Here is a 23,317-nt window from a genome sequence, read left to right as displayed (position 1 = left end):
ACCCCTCATGGATTCAGTGACAAGCGTGCTTGGCAGCCCGGGTAGTTATCCGATTTCGGCTGTCATTATCGCTCAGGACGACGAAACTCGCATTTCCAAGGCCATTCTGTCCTGCAGACTTTTTGCCGACGAGGTTGTAGTCATCGACGGAGGCAGCAAAGACGGAACGGTAGGGCTCGCCGAGAGCCTGAATTGCCGGGTGTTCGTTAATCCATGGCCCGGATATGCGAAGCAAAGGGAATTCGGAGTGGAACGCGCCGTCCATGATTGGGTCTTTCTTATTGATACCGATGAAGTGGTCAGCGACGAACTGGCTGCCGATATTCTTGAACGAAAGCCCGGGCTGTCCGATCCCGGCGTGGCCTATTCGTTATACCGGATCGGAGATTTCTTAGGCCGATGGCTGGATCGTGGAGAGCGTCTGGTGCGGCTGTACAATCGCACCCAATATGGCATCCGCAACAGCCTGGTCCATGAAATGCCGGATGTGTCAGAGAAGGATACCGTCCGCTTGCAAGGAACCTTGTGGCATCAGGGCTTCCGCAGCATTAATGACCATGTGGCCCGGTTCAACAAGTATACCGACCTTGAGGCGCAAAGCGCCCATGACAGCGGCAAGCCGTTTCGAATCAGCCATTTGCTGCTGAGACCTCCGGCGCGTTTTCTGCAGAAGTATTTTATGCATGGATTGTTCAAGAAAGGGATGGCGGGTTTCGCCGTATCCGTATTTTGGGTGATGTATGAATTCATGGTTGCCTTCAAACATTACGAGTTAAAAAGCGCGAAAAAGCTGGCGAAGCATAATGAGCTGGCAAACAATCAAACACTGGCCGAGGTCCAGGCGCAAATTCAGGCCGAGAATCAGGCAGAGAAGGATAAGAAGGGGGAGAGAAGTTATGCCGTACAATGACGGATTGAACATTATGACAACAGGCCTTAGCTGGCCGTCATTACAGCCGGGTGGACTGAATACGTACTTCAAATCCATTTGTGAGCAGCTCTCCTCACGCAACCGGGTGAATGCCCTGATATGCAGTCAGGAAACGCCGCAGGTTCAGGGCCAGCTCATTATTCACAACGCTGGTGATCCCAAGGATTCCATATGGAAGCGCAGGGATGCATTCCAACGTAAAGCGGCGGAGCTGATGGGAAGCGGTAGTGGAAGAGTGGATGTGCTGTACTCTCATTTTGCACCCTATGGTCTTGGTCCGGCGATTGAGGCTAAGAAACGCGGCATTCCGGTGATCATGACCTTCCACGGTCCATGGAATGAAGAGATGAAGATCGAAGGCCGGGGTATCAAGCACCGGGTCAAAACGACGCTCGCTAAATCCATCGAACGCAAAGCCTATAAGCTCGCAGATAAATTTATCGTACTCAGCGAGACGTTCCGTGACATTCTGCATGAACTGCACGGGGTTCCGCTTCATAAGATCATCGTCATTCCCGGAGCCGCCAATGTGGATCGATTCCATCCAGCAACCAACAAGCTGGCGATTCGCCGGGCGCTGAACCTGCCGGAGGGTGCCACGACGGTGCTTACTGTGCGCAGGCTGGTGAACCGGATGGGGCTGCTGCAGCTGCTGGATGCATGGAAGCAGGTCTCGGAGCGCTTCCCAAATGCGGTTCTGCTCATCGGCGGCAAGGGGCCGCTGCGCGGAGAGCTGGAGGAGAAAATAGCCGACTATGGACTGAACAATAAGGTTCGTCTCCTTGGCTATATTCCCGACCAGGATCTGGCTGGCTATTATCAGTCTGCCGATATGTTCGTAGTGCCCTCACAGGCACTGGAGGGCTTCGGTCTGATTACCGTCGAGGCGCTAGCCACCGGACTGCCGGTTATGGCGACTCCAATCGGTGGCAACCGGGAGATTCTGCAGGGCTTCCGGCCAGAGCTGCTGTTCAAGAGTCCGTCCAGCGAGCATATAGCGGACGGCATCATCCACATGCTTGGGAACCGCAAGCTGCTCCCGAGCCGGGAGGAATGCCGGGAACATGCCCTGGAGAAGTACACGTGGGAACATGTGGCGGATGAGGTTGAATCCGTCTTCCAGCAAGCGCTCGAAAAGGATGTGGCAGCAGGATGCTAAAAGTTGCTTACATCGACCATACCGCCAAGTGGAGCGGCGGGGAAGTCGCGCTGTTCAACATCCTTACGAATATTGGCGGACAGATTGAACCGTTAGTTATTTTAGCCGAAGAGGGAACCTTGGCCGATCGACTGCGGGAAAAAGGCATTGACGTGCGGATTATTCCGCTCGATGAGAGTATTCGTACCCGAGGCCGCAATGCAGTGAATCTGGGTGCCCCGGCCGCCGCGCTGGGCCTGCTGACTTATGGCCGCAAGCTGGCACCGATCCTGAAGCAGGAGAAGGTGGACTGCGTGCATACCAACTCGTTGAAGTCGGCACTGTACGGAGCAATCGCCGCCAAGAAAGCGAAAATTCCGCTGATCTGGCATATCCGTGACCATATCGGTGCCCCTTATTTGAAGCCAATTGTTGCTAAAGCCATCCGCTTGCTGTCCCGCCTACTCCCGAACGGCGTTATTGCGAATTCCCACTCCACGCTCAGCGCATTGGAGCTACCGAAGTCGAAAAAGACGCTGGTGGTCTACTCGGCCTTTGCTAAAGCCATCGGCAGCGGGATTGGAATCGGCCGCAAGGATCGTAAAGACTTTAACGTTCTGTTGGTTGGTCGGCTGGCACACTGGAAGGGTCAGCATATTGTGCTGGAAGCTGCGAAGACGTTCAAACACGACGAACGGGTGAAGTTCTGGCTGGCTGGCGATGCGTTATTCGGTGAAGCGGAATACAAAAATGAGCTGATCACGACCATCGAGTGCGAGAAGCTGTCCAATGTGAGTTTACTAGGGCATGTAGAGGATATTCAGGGCCTCATGGCTAAAGCGGATTTACTGATTCACACCTCGGTGACCCCTGAACCATTCGGCCAGGTGATTGTCGAAGGCATGGCAGCAGGCCTGCCGGTTGTTGCCTCGAATGAAGGCGGTCCGGTGGAGATCGTAGTTCCAGGCGAGACAGGGCTGTTGATTCAACCTGGCGACCCGGTTGTTCTAGCGGGGGCCATCACCTGGATGCTGAATCATCCGGAAGAAAGACGCGTGATGGCGGAACATGGCATGAAACGTGTGAAGGAGCATTTTGTGATCGAGAACACGGTGAAGGATATTGTAGATTACTACAAAGGCCTGGTGGCAGGTACCTGAGCGCCCCCTGATCAATCTTCGGCTTTGACCGGAGCGAACCCATGAAGCTGACAATTTGACGATGAAATAACTTTCTGATCATGATGCTCCATAAAACTTTGAGGATGATTCACATGAAAATTGCGATAGCGCACGATTACTTGATTCAGATGGGCGGAGCGGAAAGAGTGGTGGAGGTATTTCACCATATGTACCCGCAAGCTCCGATATACACCACGGTTTTTAACGGAAGCCGTCTGACCGATAACCTCAAAGACGCGGACATCCGGGCCTCCTGGCTGCAGAAAATCCCGGGTGTGAAAAGCAATTTCAAAAATGTGCTGCCGCTGTATCCGATGGCTGTCCGCGATCTGGATTTCAGTGGGTTCGATATCGTTGTAAGCTCCAGCAGCGCTTTTATGAAGAGCATTGAGGTGCCGAAGGCGACGTTCCACCTGTGCTACTGTCACACGCCTATGCGGTTCGCCTGGGATTACGATACTTACATGGAACGGGAGTCCAATTCCAATCTGTTCAAGAAGTTGCTCAAGGTGTACATGGAGCAGCTTAAGAGCTGGGATCAACGGACCTCCAAAAATGTAAACCAGTTCGTCGCCAATTCCTCTGTCGTGAAGACGCGGATACAGAACTATTACCACCGCGATGCGGATGTGATTTTTCCACCGATTAATACGTCTCGCTTCTCAAGCTCGGACTCTATCGGAGATTATTACCTGATCGTCTCTCGGCTGGTATCCTACAAGCGGATTGATCTGGCAGTGGAAGCTTTCAACCGGAACGGACTGAAGCTGTATATCGTTGGCGATGGGCCGGACCGCAAACGTCTAGAAGGCATGGCGAAGGGCAATGTGTCCTTCCTGGGTCGGTTGGCCGATGATGAGGTCACCGGGCTGATGGCTCAGTGCCGCGCGTTTGTTTTTCCCGGGGAAGAGGATTTCGGGATCACGCCGCTGGAGGCGAATGCTGCGGGACGACCGGTCATCGCCTATCAGGCAGGGGGCGCGCTGGACACGATTGTCCCTTATGTCAACGGCGTGTTCTTCCGCCATCAAGAGGTGGAGGATCTGCTGGAAGCTATCAATGAGGTGGAGGACCATGCTTGGAATATCGACGGGATTATCGGTCATGCCCAGAAATTCGATGAGCAGGCGTTTATGACCCGGTTTAAGCAGTATGTGGAACAGGCATATGTCAATTTTCTAAAAGGAGGATGATTGTATGAAGCTGGCAGTAATCGGCACCGGTTATGTAGGCCTCGTGTCTGGCGTTTGTTTTGCGCTCAATGGAAATCAAGTCATCTGCGTGGATAAGGATGCGGAGAAAATAGGCAAGCTGAACCAACTGGAATCCCCTATCTACGAGCCGGGCATCGAAGCGCTGATCGAGATGAACACTCAGGAGGGCAGATTGTCCTTCTCCGCAGATCTCCGGGATTCGGTGCGCCGCTCCGATATTGTCATCCTTGCTGTAGGAACACCTTCGTTGCCAGGTGGAGAGGCCGACCTTCGTTATATCGAAGGAGCTGCCGCAGAGATTGGCCAGGCGATGGAAGGCTATAAAATCATCATGACCAAATCGACCGTGCCGGTGGGAACGAACGAGAAAATCCGTCAGATTATCTCTACGCATACGCGGCATCCATTCGATGTTGTATCTGCACCTGAGTTTCTGCGCGAAGGCTCAGCGATCCAGGATACCCTGCACCCGGACCGGATCATTGTCGGCCTGGATAATCCTGCGCTGGAGCCGCTCATGCGCGAGCTTCACCAGGGCTTTACGGATAACATTTTCGTGACCGATATCCGCAGTGCGGAAATGATCAAATATGCATCCAACGCTTTTCTGGCGACGAAAATCTCCTTTATTAATGAGATCGCCAATATTTGCGAAAAGGTGGGCGCCGACGTCACTGAAGTCGCGCAAGGTATGGGCATGGACCGCCGTATCGGCTCTTCCTTCCTGCAGGCTGGCATTGGCTACGGTGGTTCCTGCTTCCCCAAGGATACCAATGCCCTGATTCAAATCGCCGGCAACGTCGATTATGAATTCAAGCTGCTAGAATCCGTTGTCGAAGTCAACAAAGGGCAGCGGTTCATGATTATCTCCAAGCTGCATGAATCACTCGGCAGCTTGCGCGGGGCCGTCATCGGTGTGTGGGGCCTTGCATTTAAGCCCAACACCGATGATGTCCGCGAGGCTCCGGCACGTGAAATCGTAGAAGCACTGGTAGCCGAGGGGGCTACCGTGAAGCTGTATGACCCGATTGCCGCCGACAACTTCCGGCAGCAATACGACCATCCGCAGCTTCGCTGGTGCGGACTGCCGGAAGAAGCTGCCGCAGGCAGCGATGCGATCTGCCTCCTGACAGACTGGAGTGTGTTCAAGGATATCAATCTGCACGGGCTGGCGGAAAGCATGCGCCGCCAGGTCCTGATCGATGGGCGCAACGTCTACTCCAAGGAGCAAATCGAAGGCACCGGACTGGAGTACCACTCCGTTGGCCGTCCGCAGATGGGCGGCTTGAGCGGCTACTCGCCAAGCGTAGCCGGCGCGGTATAAGCGGAGGAGCTGCACAGGCTGGGCCGGTTTGGCAAGGCTGTGTGGCCGCACTAGCCAGGCTAGGGTGGCGAAGCTGGATGACTGCATTAGCCTGGCTGGTGCGGGCCTAAGGTTGATGTGGCTGATGTACAGGGTGAACTCAAGTGGAGCTTGTACTAGCTGATGCGAAGGAGAAACACTAATGTGGGTTCGTACTAGCTGACGCAATCCTTGCTCTTAAGAATATATGGCTCCGTCTGTCCGGCGATAGAACGAATAACAGGAAAAACTCCAGTTATTCTGGCGCTCTAGCCCAAAATAACAGAATTAACAGGAAAAACTCCCGTTAATTCATTCGTTCTAGCCACTTTTCGGACGCACAGACAATATTAACTGGAGAAAATCCCGTTATTTTGTGGAAGGCTACAAAAAGTGAATAATTAACAGGAGAAATTCCTGTTAATTATTATTTTCTAAGAAACAGCCACCGTCTATAGTGCACCCTAGGTGATCCAAACGTAGAGTCGAGCCTATTGTGACCACTTATAAGAAAACGGAAGAATCAGCATCCCATTTAAAGACCTATATAGTTACCGAACAACATTATCTAGTACCGTTGATACCACTTAATCCACTCAGCGAGACTTTAACCGATGAGCGCTAGCTAGTACGTCCCAACGACACTTTGTTCGATTAGCACAGCAAGTACACCCGAGTTATCACTATCTATTTATTTTACCCGCCAATACGTTTATCCTAACACTTCTTGTGAACTTTCTCTGTTTATTCGCTTATGAAATACAGGCGAGAGAAACGAATGATTAGGTCGATCTTGGCGTTAAAAGATTCATCATGCAGACTACCCTTAAGCGAGCGATGTGCTGGAGTCTGTTTTACCGGGATTACTTTATAGAGGCTCAATCGGCCTTTCTATATCGCATATACAGCAAGTAAGAATTGGTTTCTGTTTACCATACGAATGAGGAGGGTTCACATATGAAACTGGTACTTTTATCAGGTGGTTCAGGTAAGAGGCTCTGGCCGTTGTCCAATGATTCACGTTCGAAGCAATTTCTGAAGGTACTGGAAAGCCCGCAAGGTGAGCCGGAATCGATGGTGCAGCGAGTGTGGAGACAGCTCGAAGAGACTGGACTCGCGGATTCGTCTTATCTGGCTACAGGCCGCGGGCAGGTAGAAATGATCCAGAGCCAATTGGGAGGCCATGTGCCGATTATCGTTGAGCCGGAGCGCCGCGATACCTTCCCGGCTATTGCGCTGACGGCGGCTTATTTATATACCGTGGCGGGTGTATCGCCTGCTGAGACGGTGGCTATCTTGCCAGTGGACCCTTATGTTGAGGCTTCTTTCTTCGAAACCGTAGCCCAGCTTGAACATACGATAGAGGAGAGTGGCGCAAATCTGGCGCTGATGGGTGTGGTGCCTGAGCATGCTTCGGAGAAATACGGGTATATCATCCCGACCTCCGATGAGCCTGCGGCGAGCGGTTTTATGCAGGTAAGCCATTTTCAGGAGAAGCCGGATCGCATTCAGGCCGAGGAGCTAATCAGCCGCAATGCGCTGTGGAACTGTGGCGTGTTTGCTTTCCGTCTCGGGTATCTGCTGGATATTCTGCAACGCAAAGGATTGCCTCTCAACTATGAGGAATTGCAGAAGCAGTATAAGCTGCTGTCCTCCATCAGTTTTGACTATGAAGTAGTAGAGAAGGAAGAGCGGATTGTTGTGCAGCCGTATGACGGCTTCTGGAAGGACCTTGGCACGTGGAATACATTGACGGAAGAGATGAGCAGTAATCATGTTGGTAAAGGTGTTGTCACAGCTGATTCCGAAGGCACCTGCCTCGTGAATGAACTGGATATTCCTATAACGGTCATTGGGGCGAAAGATCTAATTATCGCTGCCAGTCCTGATGGTATTCTCGTAACCCATAAGGCGGAAAGCCCACGAATCAAAGAGGTGCTGAAGTCGTTTGATCAGCGCCCGATGTACGAGGAACGTCGCTGGGGCCATTATCGTGTCATTGATTATGTGAAATATGAAGAAGGCAATGAGGTGCTGACGAAACGGATTTGCATCTCACAAGGGAAGAATATCAGCTACCAGTTGCACCGCAAACGCAGTGAGATCTGGACTATTATTAGTGGGGAAGCCAGCATTGTTCTGAATGAGAAAATGCACAACGTGAAGGCGGGCGATGTGGTCCGTATTCCGGAGGGCACCAAGCATGCCATCCTGGCTTTGACGGATGTGGAGTTTATTGAAGTGCAGACAGGCTCTGAACTGGTGGAGGAAGATAATATCCGTATCACTCTGAATTGGGAAGATATTGAGCTGCATCAGTTTATCTCCTAGGACCGGATTACGGTGTTAGGGATTTTAATAGAACAAACTATCTATTTAACCAAATGCGAAATTTACAAAACAGGTATAAAGACTCAAAAATGATATTTTTTTCATAAATGCACTAAAAAATAATTAAATAGCGTCGATATTTACGGTAAGAGGAAAAAATCCTCTAATTCGACAAAGGCAAACCTATCGAAAGATAGGGACGCAAAGCCACAGGGCCTTTCGCAAGAATGGCAGCCTGGCTACCGAAAGGGAGATGTATGTTGAAAGCTTACCGTAAGTATCGTTTGTTGCGAGCCCTCCTGTCCCTTGTTCTGTTTCTGACAGCCCTTCCCCTTGGAATGGGAATCGTCCCGTCTGCGGCAGGAGCTGCAAGCTCCGGTACTCCGGTTAATCCCGCTGCCTCGCCTGAAGCTGTAAAGTTGCTTAATTATATGTACTCTTTATCCGGTAAAGGAATTATCGCAGGGCAGCATGACTACCTGGAGAGTCCCGATGAGTTCAATTTCAAGCTGCAAGACACCAGCGGTAAGTATGCCGCACTGCACGGTTACGAAATGGGGGCCATCAGTGGCCAGAATGAGAGCCAGGTTGCCTGGTATCGCCAGAATGTAGTGAACAGCGCCATCAACTGGAGCAAGAGCGGTGGAGTAGTCGCCATGACCTTCCATGCCAACCTGCCTGGGACTAGCTATGATTGGTCCAATGTCCACAGAAGTCTCAGCCAAGCGGAATTCAACAAGTACGTTACACCAGGGACGGTACAGTACAACAACCTGATTGCCGAACTGGATAGAGTGGCTGTACCTTTGAAAAGCTTGCGTGATGCAGGGGTGCCCGTATTATGGCGCCCGTATCACGAAATGAACGGAGATTGGTTCTGGTGGGGGAAGAAAAATAATTTCGCCGCACTTTGGAATATTATGTATGACCGTTTTGTTAACGTTCATAAATTGAATAATCTGCTCTGGGTATGGAGTCCGAATGCCCCGAATGCGTGGGCTGATCCGTATGCCCTGACCTATCCGGGTGCGGATAAAGTAGACATTCTCGCGGCAGATATATATGAGAACGATTATAAACAAAGCCATTACGATAGTCTGCTGGCGCTGGCGGCCGGGAAGCCGATCGGTATCGGAGAGAACGGGGAAATGCCAGACGTAGCCAAGCTGAGAGAGACCCAAAGCAAATGGACCTTTATGATGACCTGGGGAAAAATGCTATATGATAATAACCACACCGATGATATTAAAGGTTTTATGAACAATAGTTACACAGTAACGAGAGACAAGATTGCGGCTGGAGCGGTACCGGCACCTACGCCTACCCCACCGGCTCCTCCAGTACCAGTTGCAACACCATCAATCACCCCGAAGCCTCCTGCTCCATCTAACCCTACAGGGAATGCTGGAACGGGGGGGACGCATAAGACGGCTAACGGGTTAACGGGAGAATACTTCAATAATATGCAGCTTTCCGGTGCGGCCGTTCTTACCCGGGATGATGCAGTAATTGATAATAATTGGCGGCAGGGATCACCGGATATAGCCCTGCTCGGCGTTGATAATTTCTCTATCCGTTGGACGGGGAAAATCAAACCGCTGTATAGCGAGGATTACCAGATCTACACCGAATCCGATGATGGCATTCGGGTATGGATCAACGGGCAGGCGGTCATTGACAGCTGGAATAATCAGAGCGGAGCTGAGCACCAGGGGAACATCGCCCTGAACGCCGGGCAGTTGTACGATATTAAAGTGGAGTATTACGAGAATCTGGGTGATGCCCGGGTGCGCCTGATGTGGGGGAGCCCCAGTCAGGTGAAGGAGACGGTTCCGGAAAGCGCATTGTTTAAGGGTGCATTAGGAACTGGGAATTCCGTTATCTAGGTATTACGCGTCTAAAGGATAACAGCAATGAGGATTCTTTTCAGCCGATCGGTAGCCCTGCTCTTTGGCAGGGCTACTGCACTATAGGCCTCCGGGTGAAGAGAGTGATTGACCTAGATGAAGGTCAGTTTAGTTACGACCGGACTGATATCACGGCTACCAAAAGGAAGATGACACATGAAGCCATCCCGTAATTTTCGGCTGCTTACGACCTTGCTTCCGGTTCTTCTGCTTCTGTCTCTCTTGCCCTCCTGGGGCGATGTTCCCGATTCGGGCGTCTCGCCCGAGGATAAAGCGGCGATAGCCCCGGTCAATCCTTCGGCTTCGCCGGAGGCCCGCCGATTGCTGCAATATTTGACGGGCCTTAGCGGTCAGGGCATCATCTCCGGGCAACATGACTATCTTGAAAGCCCCGATGAATTCAATAATAAACTGAAGTCAGCCAGTGGAAAATATGCTCTGCTTCATGGCTATGAACTAGGGGCCTTGAACCATCAGTCTGCCGAGAAGATTGCTATGCAGCGCCAGTCTGTAGTGAATAGCGCCATCAAGTGGTATGAAGGGGGCGGCATTGTCGCCATGACTTTTCATCAGAACCTGCCGGGAACTCCTCCAGTATGGTCTAATGTTTCCATGAAGTTGAGCCAAGAGCAATTCAATGCCTACGTTACCCCTGGTACTCCACAATACAATAGCTTGATTGCAGAACTAGACGATATTTCCGGATATCTGGGTGAGTTGAGGGACGCAGGGGTGCCGGTCCTTTGGCGTCCTTATCACGAGATGAATGGAGACTGGTTCTGGTGGGGGGACAAAAGCAATTTTGCCACGCTCTGGAATCTGGTTTACGACCGCTTTACCCATATACACAAGCTGAATAATCTGTTGTGGGTATGGAATCCGAACGCGCCGGGACCAACCGCGGGACCTTACCGCGAGTATTATCCAGGCCCCGGGACCGTCGATGTGCTGGCGGCCGATATCTATAATAATGACTATCAGCAAGCCTACTACGATGACCTGCTGAAGCTGGCTGGGAGCAAGCCAATCGGTATAGGCGAAAGCGGCGAGCTGCCGGACCCGAAGATTCTGTCCAAGACTCAAAGTCGCTGGGTATATATGATGACTTGGGGCAAGATGCTGACCGGGAACAACAGTACCGGGCAGATTCAAAGCTTTATGGGCAGTCCGTATACGGTATCAAGGGATGATTATATTCGTACAGTAGGCGTAGCCTCGTTGTCTGAGAAGCTCACTGCAACAAATGGTCTGAACGGAGCATACTTTAATAATGCAGAGCTGATGGGAAAGCCGGTGCTTATCCGCCAAGACAGCGTGATTGATTTTAATTGGCATGGAGGCTCTCCGGCGGCAGGTATTGGCGCGGATACCTTTTCTGTGCGTTGGAAAGGGAAAATCAAACCGCCATCCAGTGGAGACTACACCTTCTTGGTGTCCGCAGATGATGGAGTCAGACTCTGGGTTGGCGGCAAGCTGATCATAGACAGCTGGGAGAACCGAAGCGGAATGGATCGGACCGGGAGCATGAAGCTGCGCAAAGATATTTTATATGATATTAAGGTGGAGTATTATGAAAATCGTGGAGATGCCAGCATCTCTCTGAAGTGGGCAGGACCGCACCTGAAAGAAGCCGTTGTACCGCAGAATGCATTGTTCTTACCATAATGGAAGCAGAGCTTTCAGGGCACATCACCTAAAGAAAGCGAGGACAAGGGAATGAGCGTAACTAGATCAACCCGCAAACCTTTACTTGCCACACTAAAATTTATTGCCTTGACGGTCTTATTTCTATTGTCTGTCTCTGTGTTTGGAAAGGATGGCACGCGCAGCGGTGAGGTGGAGGTCGATATGTCGAAGCTTACCGCCGCCAATGATACTGGTCCTGTAATTCCTCACGGCACCTTAATTTGGAGGCTGGGTCAGCATGACGGTTCGGCGCGTGAATTCGCTGTCAGTGGTTCATCCGGTGCCAAAGCGGAGTTTCAGGTAGCTTCTTCCGGAGTGAGGGCGACGTCGCTGAAGAGCATTCCCTCCGGTCTGGATGGGACGACAGAGCCCGAACTGAGCATCGACTATCAACTGGACAAGATCCCGGTGAACGGGGTCTTGTTTCGCGTTAGTATCCTGGATGCCTACAAAGCCGTTCCACAGATGAGTGTCTTTTCCAATCGACAGTTGTCGGGCATTATTCAGATTGCCGGTGTAGCGGGAGCAGAAGACCAATACAATTTCCGCAAAACCTACGAGCTCTACATCCCGAAGGAACAGTTACAGGTCGGGAGCAATGAACTGAAGCTTCAGGTGACCCGCGGTCTATATTCTTCTAGTGCAGAGGATAAGTTCAACTGGTGGACTTGGGATGATCTTAGTCTGGAGTCACTGAATGAACCAATTAAGGAACCGATTCACGGAAGCTATACGCTTACCGGAACGATGGTGAACAACAAGCAGTTTTATTTTGACGATGGTGCAGTTGCGCATCTGCCTTATGTTATGAAGTGGCTGGGAGTGGCCTACAGCGGAAACATCATGCGTGCCAGCTGCGCCAGCGACGTGGGCCGGTCCTGCTCTAACATGAAGGACTATTATAAGGTGCTAAAGGATTACAACATGCAGGCAGTTGCGCTCTATTTATACACCGGCGACATCAAGCTGAAGGACGATGGTTCTCTATCTGATGAGGCGGCCAAGAAATTGACGGATTATTTCCGCCAGTATAGCCCGTATTTCCAATACTACGAAGTCGATAACGAGCCCGGGCTGTTCAATCGTTCTAAGGCTGTTAACTTGGCTGTCGCCCAATGGCTGAATACTGAAGGGAAAGAGATTGCGCCGTACCTGAAGACGGTAGCCCCAGGCTGGGCGTATTGGCCGGAATACCAGCAGAACTCCTGCGGTAACCAGAAGGGGGGAGTACGTGAGTGCGGAGACCCGGATGGGTGGGAACGAGATCCTGGGCAGCGGCTGGAGCTAGAACAAGTAACGGATCTGACGAATGGACATTCTTATGGCGATTCATATATTTTCAGCAACGGCGGGAGCTTCACGGAAAATTTGAAAACCTTTGGCGGAGCTGCGGACGGTCTGGCCAAAAAAATGCTGACTACCGAATTTGGAACCTCAGACAGTCATGTGGATGCCTACCAATATGGCGCGACCGAACGAACGGCTGCCGTATTCGACCGGATAATGCGGGCGCATATCGGTTATGCGGATATGTTCATCCAGCACGCTGCATTTTTCAAGGATTTCAGCCTGTTCAAATACGGATTTAATCTAGAAGAGCATGACCCTGCCAAGACAGAGATTTATTATACGAAAAATAATGAGGACTCCCGGGTCAGCATTATGCGTCGTCTGAGTCTGGCCTATGCTACACACGGGGCTCCGCTGACCTATGAGGTTACGAATAAAGCAGCTCTGGATGATAAACTTGTCTACGTCCGTGCCGTAGATACCTCCACGCTGGACCCGCTTGCCGGTAGTGGCGCGACCTCGAACAAGGTGCTGGTGAACCTCGTGAATTTCGAGAACACGGTGCAGACGGTGTCCGTGAATGTGACCATGCCGAAGGCGGTAGTCTATGAGGGAGAGCGGTTCGGCAACGGGAATACCTATGAAGAAGCACGGAGTTATGTAACGGGGAAAAAAGCATCTCCGGTACTGTCCTTCAAGGAGACGCTGGCGCCAGGGGAGGGTGTGCAATATATTTTGCAGCCTTCAGCTGAGGTGAAAACGTCAGCGCCACAGAATCTGAAGGCCGTTGCCCTCAAGGGCCCAGCCGTTCAGCTAAACTGGCTGGAAGCGCCGGGTGCAAGTTATGAAGTGCTGCGAGGCGAAGGTACCGGCAGTGCGCTGCAGGTCATCGCTTCTGGTGTTCAGAGCACGCAGTATACGGATGTTAAATTGCGGGAGGGCACTCTCTATACCTACAGGGTGCGTGTTACTGGCTCCACGGTAATGTCGGAGCCCGTACAGATCACGGCTACCGGACTGGTGCCGCTGGACCGTAGCGGATGGCAAGCCTCCTCCAACGCAAGCGGCGGGACATCTAATCCGCGAAGCGCTTTTGACGGTGATCGCCGAACCCGCTGGGATACGGGCAAACACCAAGCCTCTGGAGAGTATTATCAGGTGGATCTGGGCGAGGTCCACAGCATTGAGAGACTGGATCTTGATAATACTTTGTCCCCCTATGATTATCCTAGAGGTTATGAAGTCTATGTCTCGGAAGATGGCGGGGACTGGAGCAGGATTGCTTCGGGCAAAGGCAGAACAGAAGCAACGACCATTACTTTTGCTCCGAAAAGGGCGCGCTATGTGAAGATTTTGCAGACAGGCAGTGGAGGAAATTACTGGTCGATTCATGAGCTGCAAATTTACTCAAGAGATTAGAGCAACTTGAAATTATTCTATATAGTACGAACTTAAAAGTCTAACATTCAGGCTAGGGAACACTCTTGCTATACAAGGGTGTAACTTGAGGCATCACGTTCGAGAATAAGAGGGGCTTTGATAACAGGAAAAAATACCTTTAATTATTTTCTTTCGCCTTATTTGTGAAAAATAAAGGGAATTTCTCCCGTTAAAAAGCCTCTTTTCTCCGTCATTGGGTGGATTAGAAGTGATTTAACGGGAGTTTTTCCAGTTATCTTTAGAAAAGAAGAAGATTTAATCAAATTAACAGGAATCATTCCCGTTATTCCCATGCCCTGTGGAGTAAAGTTGGGCTTTCCGGTGGAATTGTCATCTGAAGGAGTGTAATCCTTGTAAATCAAGGGCTCATTTTATGCCTTAGGACAAAAGAGCGTGTTATCTAGATGTCGATGTCTATTTTCGAAATGACGTTGTGTTTTTAGATGCGTTTTAAATATCATTATAATAAAACAAACAAGCCTCCATCCGCAGATTAAGCGGATCGGAGGCTTATTCGTTTTTGTCATCACGCCTGTGCTGTATTTAGCACGCTGGATTGAATGAAGGGACAACGTGGCCTTGTCCCTGTTTAAATAAAGTTCAGCCCGGCCAAATAAGGTAGGGGCAGCGTAGCGTCCCCTTCCGGAGTTCCAGCCGAGAGAAGCGGGCTGGCGGGATCGAAGAGCAGCGAGATCAGCCCGCGGTCATCTATTGCGGCGGAGAGGTCGATGTTCCGGCTGGTCCGGAACGCTTCGGTCTGCCGCAGCAAGGCCCCACGGTCAGCGATGCAGACCGTGCCACTGTTCGCGCCGCTCGTCACAGCGGCGCGGGCATCGCGCAGCAGCGACAGCAGGCTGCGCTCCTGCCATGGCACGGGCACCTGCAGCTTGCCGGTGCCCGTGCACAGGGCGGCCTTGGCGAGTAGCGCAGCTACCGCTTCCGGCCGCCCGGCCCATTCCAGCACCGTCCCTTGGTTCGGCGCGTCACTCACTCCCGCCGGCCGCCCGGCTCCGGCGTCACTGTCCGCCGCCGGCCGCCCAGCCCCGGCGCCATCGCCCGCCGCCGGCACCGCAACGGCGACAAAGCCCTCGATGCTGCCGTCCCGCTCGGCGACGAGGGTGCGCTGGGGCAAGCCCAGCACACCCGCATACGCCGCGGCGCCCAGCAGCAGACCTAGCTCGGCCGGACTGTGGACATGTCCGGCCTGCCGGGACAGGAGCAGCCGGTTGACCGCGGGCAGGTCGCCCGGCTGCATCGGCCGCAGCGTCCAAGCGTTCCCGGCTGCAGCGGCAAGGGCTTGTGCCGAGTCCTGCGTCAGCTCGGCATGCACGGCTGCTCCGAAGGGTACGCAGCCCGCGCGTTCATACAGGGAGCGGTCGCCGGACACGAAGATCAGTGACGCTCCGGCTCTGGCCGCATGGGCCTGGCACAGCTTCAGCAGCTGTCCGGCCAAGCCGACGCCCCGATAAGCCGGGGCAGTACATACTGCCCCAATGGAGAAGACCTCCAGCAGCGCTTCCCCACTCTTAATAACAGAGGGGACAAGCCCCATGAATGCTGCCAGTGTACCATCACTGGTAAAAGCACCATAAGAATGGCTGATTCCCGGCTGAAAGATCGCCAGGAACAGATGCTTCATGGAGAGATCACCCTCATTTCGGAAAATGGCGTCTGCCAGTGCCGCGGCTTGATCTAGCTCGTTGTTTCTGATTAATCTTAGTTGCATTTATAGTCTGCCCCCTGGTATGGAATGAAGTAATCGGTGGAATTTAATAATTAAAGTATAAGGACAGTGAGATTTAATATCCAGTCTTGTCCATACTACCAAGTGTCTCAAGTAGACGGATATGCGGGTAATAATGGATGGATACAGCCGCAGCCGTGCGGCCTGCCGAATACAGGAGGGGTGTGAAGATCTCGATGAGTCATCTGGCGGATCAAGTTATTATGTTGCTGGCGGCGCTTCTGCTGATTGGGGTGCTGTCTACCAAGTTCTCCACACGCTTTGGCATGCCAGCGCTTGTGCTTTTTATTGCTGCAGGAATGGTCCTGAGCCATTTCATTTATTTTAACAATGCATCACTGACACAAGTTGCCGGTATTTTTGCCCTGGTTGTCATACTATTCGAGGGCGGCATGCAGACGAGTCTGAAGGATATCCGGCCTGTGATCTGGCCTGCCCTGTCGTTATCTACAATTGGCGTGCTCGTGACTACCGGTGTAGTTGGCGTATTTGCCAGACTTGTCCTTGATGTCCCCTGGACAGAAAGTCTGTTGTTTGGGGCCATCGTAGGTTCAACGGATGCAGCGGCTGTTTTTTCCGTGCTTGGCGGCAAAAACATCGACAAACGCCTTACCTCTACGCTGGAAGCAGAGTCAGGCAGCAATGATCCTATGGCTGTATTTCTGACGGTAACACTGATTGAATGGATTCAGCATCCAAATGCGGCGTGGTGGAGTTTGATATTTTCTTTTGTATGGGAAATGGGGCTAGGCTTACTGCTGGGGATTCTGCTCGGCAAGCTGGCTGTCTATCTAATCAATCGAATTAACCTGGAATCCTCGGGGCTTTACCCGGTGCTGGCCATCGGCTTTGCCGTGCTTACTTATGGGATGGCGGCATTGACGCATAGCAGTGGTCTGCTAGCTGTTTATGTTATGGGCCTTACCTTAGGCAACTCTGAACTGGTGTATCACCGGACCATTATGAATTTCAATCACGGGTTTGCCTGGATGATGCAGATTGCCATGTTTATTCTGCTGGGGCTGCTTGTTTTCCCAGAGGAGCTGTCTTCTATCGCCTGGCAGGGTATTTTGCTGTCTGTCATTCTGATGGTCGTCGCGAGGCCCATCGGGGTATTTCTGAGCCTGATGTTCGCCAAGTTCTCCCTGCGGGAGAAGACGCTGATCTCCTGGGCGGGTCTCCGCGGGGCCGTCCCCATTGTACTCGCTACCTATCCGCTGCTGGCTGGCCTTGATCATGGCCGTTTGTTCTTTAATGTTGTCTTTTTCGTTGTGCTGACCTCTGCAGTTATCCAGGGGACGACGATTTCTCCCCTGGCCTCAAGGTTGAAGCTTATCGGACAGGACGATAACACTCAGCCTTCGCTTATGGAGCTGGTGGCCTTAGGAAGAACGGATTGCGAGTTCAATCACATCGGGATCGACTCACTGATGCCCATTGCCGGCAAGCAGATCGCTGATATGGGACTGCCGGAAGATATTCTATTTACGGCCATTATTCGTGACAAGAACATCGTGACCCCGCATGGCAGCACGACGATCCAACCCGGGGATACGGTATATGTGCTCAGTCCGAAGGCCAAGCGGGAGGAGATGCGGGCTCTTTTCCGGTGCGGTCCGAGAAAGGCGGCAAGGGAACATACGGTATAGCTTGGACTGCTGTCCCTGGCTTTCATCCACGATGAGGGAATCAATCGGGGGAGTGCCAATTTGCTTTGAAAATGGAAGGATTTTTCTTTAGTGTGACGCAAATAATATGCGATGAATAAGTGGTTATGCTACGTTTGGTTCTGTACAGGATAAACAAAAGAAAGTAATACAAAGCGAGTAGGAACGAAGGGGGAAGTTTGGAACTGTAGGAGTGAAACGCCCGCCTAGGAGAATAGATTGCAAAAGGTTTAAAGATGTGTTAAATTAAATATAGATTTAGAACGAGTCTAAATATAATAAATAACTTTGGGAGGTTTTATTAATGAGCACACAATTGAAGAATCAAACGGAATTGCAAGCTGCGTTGAACCGTCAGACCGCCAACTGGACCCTGCTTGGTGTGAAGCTGCATCATTATCATTGGTATGTGAGCGGACCGCATTTTTTCACGCTGCATGAGAAGTTTGAGGAGTTCTACAATGAGGCTGCCGGATATGTGGATGAATTGGCGGAACGTTTGTTGGCCATTGGTGGACAACCTGCCTCAACGATGAAGCAATACCTAGCCCTCTCCGGATTGGAAGAAGCACGTGGTGGCGAGAACGCCCATGATATGGTAGCAGAGCTGGTCAAGGACTTTGCTTCCATCGCCGAAGAGAGCAAGGAAGCGATTAGTGCTGCGGAAGAACTTGGCGACCAGCCTACAGCGGACCTGCTGATTGGCATCAGAAGCAGTGTAGAGAAGCACGCCTGGATGTTGAACGCTTATCTCGGCTAAGACTGCTGCTGTAATTCCTATATATAAACAAGTAAGCGCCCTGCGCAGGTTAACGCGCATGGGTGTTTTTTTGCTGCGCCTAAGTATAAATAACAAGGTTGTCGTGATTCGAGGGCATATACAGATATACGAGATGCAATGAAGATATTTTATGAGTAGCGACTTTTACAATATAGTTATTGGGGTTAACTTCAAGGTAAGCAACTTATTCCAGACAGCACCTCGAGAGCCGTTGACAGTATATTATGGTGCAGTCTGTTAATGAATAGACCCTTTATTTGTGTTACGATACTTTCATAAGTACGCAAACATACGATAAATATATTTTACTAGATGGGGTTAGCCTATTGAGTCGTGAAAAATATAGATGGTTTGTAGTGGGTGTTGTTGCGTTGTTTTTTGGGCTGATTCTTTTATCTTGTCTCCAGTCCCAAGGTCAGGTGGTGGCCCGGAAAGGCGTACTGGATTTGCGCTCAGGGAAAGGTCTGAACAGTGCAAGTACTGCTCTGTTAGGAGAGTGGATGTTCTATCCTGGGCAACTCCTAACCGGGACAGAGCAAGAGACGACAGGCTCTAATATGCGTTTCATTCAGGTGCCTGGAAACTGGAGGAAAGCCGTCGACCCTGTTTTTCACAAGAACGCATTGGGATATGGCACGTATCGGCTGCAGGTACTGCTGGAAGAGAGTGAGGATGAGATTGGCTTTCGGGTTCCGCTTATCCGTACAGCTCATCGTTTGTTTGTAGATGGACGGGAGATTGGCGCCAAGGGCATTGTTTCTCCAGAGATCAAAGGCTACAAGTCCGGTGTCGCACCATACATATCGCATACTGAACTTAAGGGTGACATTCTGGATGTGTATGTCCAGGTGGCTAACTATGATTTTGCAACCAGTGGGGGAATCATTCTCCCCATTCAGATGGGTACGGTGGATTCCTTGTATAAAGGAGAGCAGCGAGATGCCGCTTTGGAATTCGGTATCGTTGTTATCTTTGGTTTTTTAAGTTTTTTCTTCGGGTTTATGCACTTTCAAGCGCCACGGAATGGGTGGATCTATATTTCGCTGTTTTTCCTGAGCTTGATTTTTCCAGTCGTATTCCAAGGGACGAGATGGATATTTACGATCTGGCCGGGAATTTCATTCCGCATGATGTTAATACTCTACTGGCTGTCTATCCTTAGCATCACCTTCTGGATGTTTATGTTTGTGTATACTCAGGAGAATATGGGGACAAGTCAGCGGGTTAAACGTGGAATTATCATCATTAATATCCTGTTTATTGGTCTGATGCTAGGACTTCCGTTATCGGTATTAACCCGGCTGACTCCAGTGTTAATTTTCGAAACGATAGCCGTTTTTGGTTATGTTCTATTTATCCTTTTGCGTGCGATGAAGAATGAAGACCGATATAGTGTGTATCAATTTTTGTCGTTTTTCCTATTTGCTGCGCATTGTTTTTCCAACATGCTGGTGCAGATTGGCGTTAATCATATCGGCTTCTGGTATTTCCTGCAGATCCTCCTGTTCACAAGCTTTTTCATCCTGATGTTTATGCATCAATTTCTGCTAGCCTATCGCAAGCTGAAGATGCTGACCTCCGAGATCAAGCGGATGGAGCGGTTAAATAATGATTTCACTGCCAGTGTATCGGAACAGATGAAGATACCGCTGAATGCGGTCATTAGCATTGCCGATGCCAGATTGCATTCCGATGAGCGGCTGACGGCGGAGCAACGGGCAGATTTGCAGCTAGTGACATCTGTAGGGTGGACGATGCGGCGGTTGGTTGATGATCTGCTGGATTTCTCCCGTCTGCAGGAGCAGGAGATAAGACTAAATCTTCGTCCAGTGGATTTGTATGCAGTGATGGATGAGGTTATGGAGCATACCCGCTACATGATCTATAACGATTCGATTACGATTACCAATCGTATTGAGAAGACGATGTCTCCGATGATTGCAGATGAGCAGCGGCTATATCAGATTTTGACAGGATTTCTTCAGCAGGGAATCAAGCTCATTAGGGAGGGAGCCATTACCGTTGATGGAACTTCCCACGAGGAATGTACCGAAATCCGGATATATTTGTATGGCAAAGGGATCACCTCTGTAGAACAAGCTTTGGTCAGGGAGATATGGGGCCAGGCGGCAGATTCTAATTTCATGCAGAGCAATGATGGCCTCGGTCTGTTTCTGATTAAAAGACTAGTTGACTTGCATCAGGGGACGTCAAGGATTGTTACGGAATTTGACCGGGAGGTCACGTTCATTATGACGTTCCCATTGGTGGGGAGGAATGAAGAGGATACGTTAATCCCGGGCCTGCCTACGCTTGAATCTAAGAACGACGCCGTTATGATGGACAGCCCTTGGGACATTCATAAGAAGGATCAGGATTGCGAGATGGATTTCTCTGAAGGCAGTATTTTTGTGATCGATGATGATGTGCTGAATTTGCGACTAGTACGTGCTATCCTTGCACAGGATCAACATCGGATTACCGTAATCAGAGACCCCGAGCAGTTGAGGGACCGGCTCCACGAGTTATCCAAGGCAGATCTGGTGATTGTTAACCGTACATTGCCAGGCACCACAGGGTCTATGATCTGCCGCGTCATTCGTGAGCAATATACATTGTTCGAACTACCGATTCTCCTGCTGACTTCCCCGGGACATGCGGACCAGGCGATTGAAGCGAGCCTGGCCGGGGCTAATGATTTTTTGAAAAAACCGATTGAGGCTTCCGAACTGCGTGTCCGTGTCCGCACTCTTGTGCAGATGAAACGCTCGGTGACTGAACGGATCCGAATGGAGCTGGGTTTCCTGCAGGCGCAGATCAAGCCGCATTTTCTGTTTAATACCCTAAACTCTATCGCTGCGCTGAGCAAGCGTAGACCGGAGCAGATGAATCAACTGCTGGCCGAATTAGGGCATTATTTGCGGGAAAGCTTCCGGTTTGACAGTTCTCAACCGCTGACGCCCTTTGAGCGTGAATTAAAGCTTGTCCAATCCTATCTTCATATTGAGAAGGTCCGCTTTGAGGATTGGCTAAATTTCGAGATCGAGCTGTCCACATCCACCCAATTCCGGATTCCGCCGCTGACGATTCAGCCGCTTGTGGAGAACGCAGTGCGGCATGGGATCATGCGCCGGTCTGAGGGGGGCACCCTCTGGATTGTAGTTAGTCGTGACATCGAGTACATTTGGATCTCCATCAAGGATGATGGGATAGGAATGACCCCAGAGACAGTAGCTAATCTGCTTGACACGGACTCTAGAGAAGGTGGCATAGGTATCCGCAATATTGATCGTAGGCTCAAGCAGCTATTCGGATATGGACTCCTCATCCATAGCGAGCTTGATAAGGGAACAGAAATTCAAATCCGACTTCCGGTCGAAAAGGTGGGTATCCATGAGAGCCATATTGATCGATGATGAACCCCTTGCTCTGACACATCTGGCGGAGGAGCTGCAGCGTTTAAGTGAAATTGAGATTATTGGAACGTTCAGAAGCCCAAAGCAGGCATTGAAACATATTCTCCAGGAACAACCGGAGGTTGTTTTTCTGGATATTGAGATGCCCGAGATGAGCGGAATTGAATTGGCCGAGCATATTTTGCAGCAGCTTCCACATACACACATTGTTTTTGTCACGGTCTTCGATGAATATGCAGTCAAAGCCTTCGAGCTGAATTCTTTGGATTATCTCCTGAAGCCGCTCCAGACGGAACGGTTGTCCAAGACGATTTCGCGGCTGGCCGCGACCGTAACCACAACCGCAACCGGTACAGCTCTCGCAACCGACCCGGTATTTAAAATTCATTGCTTCGGTCCCCTGAAGTTTGAACGAGCCGGAGAGCCCCCAGCAACTGTGCGCTGGAAAACATTCAGGGCTCAGGAGCTGTTTTGCTTTTTGCTTCAAAATAGAGGCAAGCCTGTCCGAAAGGAAGTGCTACTGGAACGGTTGTGGCCGGGCGTCGATTGGAAGCGTGGTGTAACCCAGCTCTACACAGCCATTTACCAGATTCGCAAGCAACTGCAGACCGAGTATATTAATATCCAGATATCCAATCTGGAGGAAGGATACATGCTTGAACTGAATGGCGCCGTAGTGGATATTGAGCTTTGGGAGAAACAGATGGCCATGGCGCCGGCTCTGAATGAATCCACATTGCCTGCTCACTTACAGATTGCCTCGCTGTACAAGGGAGACTACTTTGGAGATTATGCTTATGAATGGGCTGAGATGGAGCAGACAAGACTACGTGTCCTCTGGGTAAGGCATATCCGTCAGCTGGCGGGTTATTATATGGATGCACAGCAGTACGAGGAAGCAGTGTCCCTGTATCTTAAAGTTCAACGGGTGCTGCCGAATGAAGAGGGCATTTACTTCGAGTTGATGCATCTATACAACGTCATGGGGGAGCGGCGTTCGGTTGAATACCAGTACGGACTGCTGTCCGGAATGCTGCGGCGGGATATGGATATGGTGCCACATCCGAAGGTGCAGCGATGGTTTGAGGCGTGGAAACGGGAAGGGCCGGGAGATGCTAACACGGAATAGTGGATGCATTATGTTTTAGACCCACTTGTTTGGCGAGCGGGTCTATTTGGCATGGGGATACAATTTCAGAAATCTTTCAAGTCGATCCCTTATAATGTTGGTAATTATTAAGAAAATAAG

At 50.9% G+C, this 23,317-nt stretch carries 15 protein-coding genes and 1 riboswitch; of the genes, 13 read left to right on the top strand and 2 right to left on the bottom strand.

Translation table 11 applies throughout. The features are described 5' to 3' along the window. Positions 1 to 7 precede the first annotated feature (7 nt). The 9 genes from ACFVRY_RS24060 to ACFVRY_RS24020 all read left to right on the top strand — a co-directional run bounded on the left by ACFVRY_RS24060 (position 8) and on the right by ACFVRY_RS24020 (position 14,439). The gene (locus ACFVRY_RS24060; protein ID WP_387502827.1) at positions 8 to 910 is read left to right on the top strand and encodes a glycosyltransferase family 2 protein; all 903 of its coding nucleotides are present in this window, start codon (positions 8 to 10) and stop codon (positions 908 to 910) included. Next, a complete protein-coding gene (locus ACFVRY_RS24055) occupies positions 897 to 2,090 on the top strand; it encodes a glycosyltransferase family 4 protein (RefSeq protein ID WP_387502826.1) in 1,194 nt (397 codons plus the stop codon). The genes ACFVRY_RS24060 and ACFVRY_RS24055 overlap by 14 nt, the downstream gene beginning before the upstream one ends. Beyond that, a complete protein-coding gene (locus tag ACFVRY_RS24050; RefSeq protein ID WP_387502825.1) occupies positions 2,084 to 3,229 on the top strand; it encodes a glycosyltransferase family 4 protein in 1,146 nt (381 codons plus the stop codon). The genes ACFVRY_RS24055 and ACFVRY_RS24050 overlap by 7 nt, the downstream gene beginning before the upstream one ends. Positions 3,230 to 3,342: 113 nt before the next feature. Continuing rightward, entirely contained in the window at positions 3,343 to 4,443 is a 1,101-nt protein-coding gene (locus ACFVRY_RS24045; RefSeq protein WP_387502824.1) for a glycosyltransferase, read from the top strand. Positions 4,444 to 4,447: 4 nt separating this feature from the next. Continuing rightward, positions 4,448 to 5,788 carry a UDP-glucose dehydrogenase family protein gene (locus ACFVRY_RS24040; protein ID WP_387502823.1) on the top strand — a complete coding sequence of 447 codons (1,341 nt, stop codon included), beginning with the start codon at positions 4,448 to 4,450 and terminating at the stop codon, positions 5,786 to 5,788. A gap of 975 nt (positions 5,789 to 6,763) precedes the next feature. Continuing rightward, entirely contained in the window at positions 6,764 to 8,137 is a 1,374-nt protein-coding gene (locus ACFVRY_RS24035; protein ID WP_387502822.1) for a sugar phosphate nucleotidyltransferase, read from the top strand. Between the two features lie 166 nt (positions 8,138 to 8,303). Continuing rightward, positions 8,304 to 8,384: riboswitch (cyclic di-GMP riboswitch) on the top strand. A 10-nt stretch (positions 8,385 to 8,394) separates the two neighbouring features. Further along, positions 8,395 to 10,023: a glycosyl hydrolase gene (locus tag ACFVRY_RS24030; RefSeq protein ID WP_387502821.1), complete on the top strand. Its 1,629-nt coding sequence runs from the start codon at positions 8,395 to 8,397 to the stop codon at positions 10,021 to 10,023. Between the two features lie 177 nt (positions 10,024 to 10,200). Further along, the gene (locus tag ACFVRY_RS24025; RefSeq protein ID WP_387502820.1) at positions 10,201 to 11,709 is read left to right on the top strand and encodes a glycosyl hydrolase; all 1,509 of its coding nucleotides are present in this window, start codon (positions 10,201 to 10,203) and stop codon (positions 11,707 to 11,709) included. A gap of 183 nt (positions 11,710 to 11,892) precedes the next feature. Next, positions 11,893 to 14,439, top strand: a complete 2,547-nt coding sequence (locus tag ACFVRY_RS24020; protein ID WP_387502927.1) for a discoidin domain-containing protein — start codon at positions 11,893 to 11,895, stop codon at positions 14,437 to 14,439. 158 nt (positions 14,440 to 14,597) lie between these two features. Here the strand turns inward: ACFVRY_RS24020 and ACFVRY_RS24015 are convergent, their stop codons facing one another. Beyond that, complete coding sequence (locus ACFVRY_RS24015) at positions 14,598 to 14,822, bottom strand: hypothetical protein (protein ID WP_387502819.1); 225 nt, start codon at positions 14,820 to 14,822, stop codon at positions 14,598 to 14,600. A gap of 227 nt (positions 14,823 to 15,049) precedes the next feature. Continuing rightward, positions 15,050 to 16,186, bottom strand: a complete 1,137-nt coding sequence (locus ACFVRY_RS24010; protein WP_387502818.1) for a GNAT family N-acetyltransferase — start codon at positions 16,184 to 16,186, stop codon at positions 15,050 to 15,052. Positions 16,187 to 16,380: 194 nt separating this feature from the next. On the opposite strand from ACFVRY_RS24010, the gene ACFVRY_RS24005 reads away from it, so the two are divergent. The 4 genes from ACFVRY_RS24005 to ACFVRY_RS23990 all read left to right on the top strand — a co-directional run bounded on the left by ACFVRY_RS24005 (position 16,381) and on the right by ACFVRY_RS23990 (position 23,197). Beyond that, the gene (locus ACFVRY_RS24005; protein ID WP_387502926.1) at positions 16,381 to 17,853 is read left to right on the top strand and encodes a potassium/proton antiporter; all 1,473 of its coding nucleotides are present in this window, start codon (positions 16,381 to 16,383) and stop codon (positions 17,851 to 17,853) included. 322 nt (positions 17,854 to 18,175) lie between these two features. Continuing rightward, positions 18,176 to 18,631 (top strand): Dps family protein, encoded by a 456-nt coding sequence (locus tag ACFVRY_RS24000; RefSeq protein WP_387502817.1) that lies wholly within the window; start codon positions 18,176 to 18,178, stop codon positions 18,629 to 18,631. 347 nt (positions 18,632 to 18,978) lie between these two features. After that, complete coding sequence (locus tag ACFVRY_RS23995) at positions 18,979 to 22,068, top strand: hybrid sensor histidine kinase/response regulator (protein ID WP_387502816.1); 3,090 nt, start codon at positions 18,979 to 18,981, stop codon at positions 22,066 to 22,068. Then, positions 22,046 to 23,197 carry a response regulator gene (locus tag ACFVRY_RS23990; protein WP_387502815.1) on the top strand — a complete coding sequence of 384 codons (1,152 nt, stop codon included), beginning with the start codon at positions 22,046 to 22,048 and terminating at the stop codon, positions 23,195 to 23,197. The genes ACFVRY_RS23995 and ACFVRY_RS23990 overlap by 23 nt, the downstream gene beginning before the upstream one ends. The last annotated feature ends 120 nt before the right edge of the window (positions 23,198 to 23,317 follow it).

This window comes from Paenibacillus sp. NPDC057934, from assembly GCF_042887565.1.
GTDB lineage: Bacteria > Bacillota > Bacilli > Paenibacillales > Paenibacillaceae > Paenibacillus_AQ.
The sequence above is the reverse complement of the archived record's forward strand: the minus strand, read 5'-3'. Positions and strand labels throughout refer to the sequence as shown.